Annotated in this window: 2 protein-coding genes; both read right to left on the bottom strand. The window is 69.9% G+C overall.

The annotated features are described in order from the left end of the window. Nucleotides 1-40: 40 nt before the first annotated feature. On the bottom strand, nt 41-1,699 hold the full coding sequence (locus tag AC1DHD_RS14680) for an amidohydrolase (RefSeq protein WP_476880419.1): 1,659 nt from the start codon (nt 1,697-1,699) through the stop codon (nt 41-43). Nucleotides 1,700-1,796: 97 nt separating this feature from the next. Continuing rightward, a partial coding sequence (locus tag AC1DHD_RS14675; protein WP_476880418.1) for a DEAD/DEAH box helicase occupies nt 1,797-4,141 on the bottom strand: 2,345 nt, incomplete at its 5' end.

Raw genomic sequence — 4,141 nt, 5'->3', positions numbered from 1 at the left:
GCCTTCCGGGACGGTGGCGTGCACCACGCCACCGTCCCGGTCAGGCTCCGAGYGAGCCGTTGGAGAAGAGTTCGACGCCGTCSCGCACSGTCTGCAGGCAGATCGGATCGGCGCCGGTGTCCAGCGCCGGGAGCAGCGGTGTGCGGGCCCGCGGGTCTGTGCTCCAGGACTGCACCCGGCCGTCGGCCACCTGGACCATAAGCTCTTCGACTTCCCAGACCCCAAAGCTGGCCGGTGCGCCCGGGACCAGCTGGCCGGCCATCGGGTTGCGGTAGCGGGCGGCCCGCCAGCCGGCCCGGGTGTGGCCGAGGAAGGCTGCCCGGGCAGAGATTTGCTCGGCGGCGTTGTGGTGCTCCAGGCAGGCCCGCACACTGGACCAGGGCCGGAGCGGGGTGACGGGGCTGTCGCTGCCGAAGGTGATGGGGACGCCGGCCGAGTAGAATGACGCGAACGGGTTCATCGCCGTGTGACGGGCTCCGAGCCGCTGCGCGTACAGGCTGTCCCCGCCGCCCCAGAGCGCGTCGAAGACAGGCTGGGCGCTGACGGTCACCGAGTATTTGGCGAGACGCTGGATAGCCGCCGCGTCGGCGATCTCGACGTGTTCGAACCGGTGGCCCGCGGCGCGGACCCGCTGTTCCCCTACCTCGGCGGCGGCACGGTCCAGGGCGTCGAGGGCGGCGTCGAGCCCGGCGTCGCCGATCACGTGGAAACCGGCCTGGATGCCCAGCACCGAACAGGCGGCAAGGTGCGCGGCGGCCTCGTCCACCGAGAGGTACTGGCTGCCCCGCTCCCCCGGGGCGTCGGCGTAGTCGCCGCGCAGCGCCGCGGTCCGGGATCCGATGGACCCGTCGATGTTGAGGTCGCCGGCAAGGCCGAGGACGGCGACGCCGAGGCTGTCCAGGATGGACCGGGCCTCGTCAGCGGAAGCAGCGAGCTGGCCCCAGTAGGGCAGGACCTCCGGGACAGCCTGCCCGGGACGGCCGGCGGCATTCCAGCCGGCGGCCAGCTGCAGGTCTTCGATGCCGCCGATGTGCGGGGCCGCCATCTCAGCCAGCGCCACGTAGCCGTTGGCAGCCGCCTCAGACAGGGCCGCCTGCTGGTAGCCGCGAAGCGTGTCGGCGGGCAGATCGCGGGCGGCCAGCCGCGCCGCGGTGTGTGCTGCACGCTTGAGATGGCCGTCGGCGTCGTACCCGTCGAGGGTTTCCAAACTGGTGGCCGGCGCTATGGAACCGGCGACCAGCGCCGAGTGCACGTCAACCCGAGACAGGTAGACCTTGCGGCCCCCGGCCGCGCGCTCGAGTTCTTCCCGACTGGGCAGGGTCTGGTCGTCCCAGAGGGTCTCGTCCCAGCCGTGGCCCAGCACCGTGCCTTCCGCGGTCGAGCCGGCGACGGCGTCGAGCAGCTCGGCCGCGGAGCGGACCTCACCAAGCCGGAGTGAGTCCAGGGCGAGGCCGGTCTCCGTCAGATGCACGTGGGAGTCCACGAACCCCGGGGCGAGGAGGGCACCCTGCAGGTCGATGACATCCATGGAGGAGTCCGCAATGGACGAGGCCGCCTGCTCGGAACCAACCCAGGCCACGGTGTCGCCGTCCACCAGCATGGCCGAGGCGAAGGGATCCGCGGCGGTGTAGACGGAACCGTTGCGGTACAGCGTCACTTTGCGCGGGGCACCGGCGGCCGGGGTTGGTGAAGCAGTCATGATGGAGAACTCCTCGTAGGGGGTCCGGCGGCTGGCCGGCCCGGTGGGATGGGAAAAGTGGATGGCGGCCCGGGATAACCGGGTTTCGGGAAGGGGGTCAGGCCACAGCGGAGTAGGCGACGACGCCGCGTTTGATCAGGGTGATCGCCTCGCCGCAGAGGCGGGCGACCCGCGGGTCCAACTGGGGGATCTTGGCCAGCTGGTCCAGGAGGTCGATGACTTGTTTGACCCAGCGGACAAAGTCGCCGGCGGCCAGGTCGGTGCCGCTGAGGACCTCCTGCAGGTGCCGGCCCTTGGCCCATTTGAAGATGGGCCATACCAGGCCGAGTTCGGGTTCGCCGGTCAGCGGGAGCTTGTTGGCTTCCTCGACATCCTCAAGGGCTGACCATTCACGCACCACGGTGTCCACCGCTGACTCCAGGGAGATGCTGGGCATCTTGGGCCGCAGGCCCCGGTCCTCCCGTTTGGCCTGGTACACCAGCACACTGGCCAGCGCCGCGATTTCGGCGGCATCGAGGTCACCGAAGGCACCCATCCGCAGACTCTGCGAGATCAGCAGATCCTTCTCACCGTAAATCCGGCGCAGCCGCTGCCCGTCAGCGCTGATGGAGATCACGCCGGAATCGGAGGTTTCCAGGTAGCCGTAACTCGACAGGACCCCGCAGACCCGGTCGAAGGTCTTGGCGATGGTGTTGGTGCGCCCCTGGATCTGGCGGATCAGGCCGTCGGTCTCCTGGCGCAGCTTCCACCAGCGGTCAGACCAGCGGGCATGGTCTTCGCGGTCGCTGCAGCCGTGGCAAGGGTGCGCCCGGAGTTCGCGGCGCAATTCGGCGATCTTCTTCTCCATGTTCGGCTGGGCCGCGGCACGGCCGAAGTCCTCGTTGCGGTTCGGCGGTGCCGGCGGCCGGTTTTCCCGGACCGCGTTCCGGACGGAGGATGCCAGGTCCCGGCGGGATTTTGGCACCTTGGCGTTGAACGATTTGGGGATCCGGACCCGGGTGATTGGGGCCAGGGGGCCCTCGACGTCGTGCAGCCCGATCCGCCGCAGCTGGTTGTCCAGGGTCATCACCGCCGGGCGCGGCTCGCGGGAGTGGTGATCGGAGCTGAGCACGACCGCGAGGCCAGGCGCGCGGCCGGACGGCACGTCCACCACGTCGCCCGGCAGAAGCCGGCTCAGCGAATCCTCGGTGAGGGATTTCCGGGCACGCGAGGTGCTCTTGGACGCCGTCTTTTCGGCATCGTTGAGGGCCCGGCGGAGCCTGGAGTACTCAGTGAAATCCCCCAGGTGGCAGTTCATGGCGGCGCTGAAACCGGCCAGTGATTCCTCCCGGCTGCGCACCTGCTTGGCCAACCCGACGACGGAGCGGTCGGCCTGGAACTGGGCGAAGGACGATTCGAGAATCTCGCGGGCCCGGGGCCGGCCGAACTGGGCCACGAGGTTGATCGACATGTTGTAGGTGGGCCGGAAGCTGGAGTTCAGCGGGTAGGTCCGGCGGGAGGCGAGGCCGGCGACGGCGGCCGGATCCGTTCCCGGCTGCCACAGCACCACGGCGTGTCCCTCGACGTCGATCCCGCGCCGGCCCGCCCGACCGGTTAGCTGGGTGTACTCCCCCGCGGTGATGTTGACGTGCGCCTCGCCGTTGAACTTGTCCAGCTTCTCGAGGACGACACAGCGTGCGGGCATGTTGACGCCGAGGGCCAGGGTTTCCGTGGCGAAGACGGCCTTGACCAGGCCCTCCACGAAGAGCTTCTCCACGACTTCCTTGAAGGTGGGCAGCATGCCGGCGTGGTGCGCTGCCAGGCCCCGGAGCAGGCCGTCGCGCCAGCTCCAGAAGCCGAGGACGTCGAGATCGTCGGAGGGGATGTCCTGGGCCGCCTCATCGACCATCCGGGCGATGATGGCCTGTTCCTTCTCCGTGGTCAGCCACAGTCCGGCGGAAACACACTGGGCCACGGCGGCATCACAGCCGGCGCGGGAGAAAATAAAGGTGATGGCGGGCAACAGGTCCATCCGGTCAAGGCTGGCGATGACCTGGGGCCGGCTGGCTTTCCGGACCGGGCTGCGGGTGCCGCCCTGGGGTGCCTCATCCCGCTGGCGTTGTTGCCGGCGCTGGTTGCGGCCGCCGTGGCCGAAGCGGCCGCGAAAGTTCATCTGGCTCTCGGCGCGGGCCATGGAGAGCAGCTCGGGATTGACCTCGTAGCCGGCCCGCTCGGTGGTGACAGTGCCGGAAGCCACGCTGCCGGCGGAGCTGGCTGCAGCGGCGCCCCGGGCAGCGTGACCACCGGCGCCCCGGCCTCCGCCGTCGGCTGCCGCAGCAGCGCCGTCGTCCTCGACGTCGGCGTCGGCGCCCGCGGGCGCGATCTCATCGAAACTGGTGTCGCCGGCGAACAGGTCCACAATCTTGCGGCCCACCATCACGTGCTGCCACAGCGGTACCGGGC

The organism is Arthrobacter sp. 05L45_2, from assembly GCF_056397525.1.
Note: the sequence above shows the minus strand (reverse complement) of the source record. Positions and strands in the feature narration are given on the sequence as shown.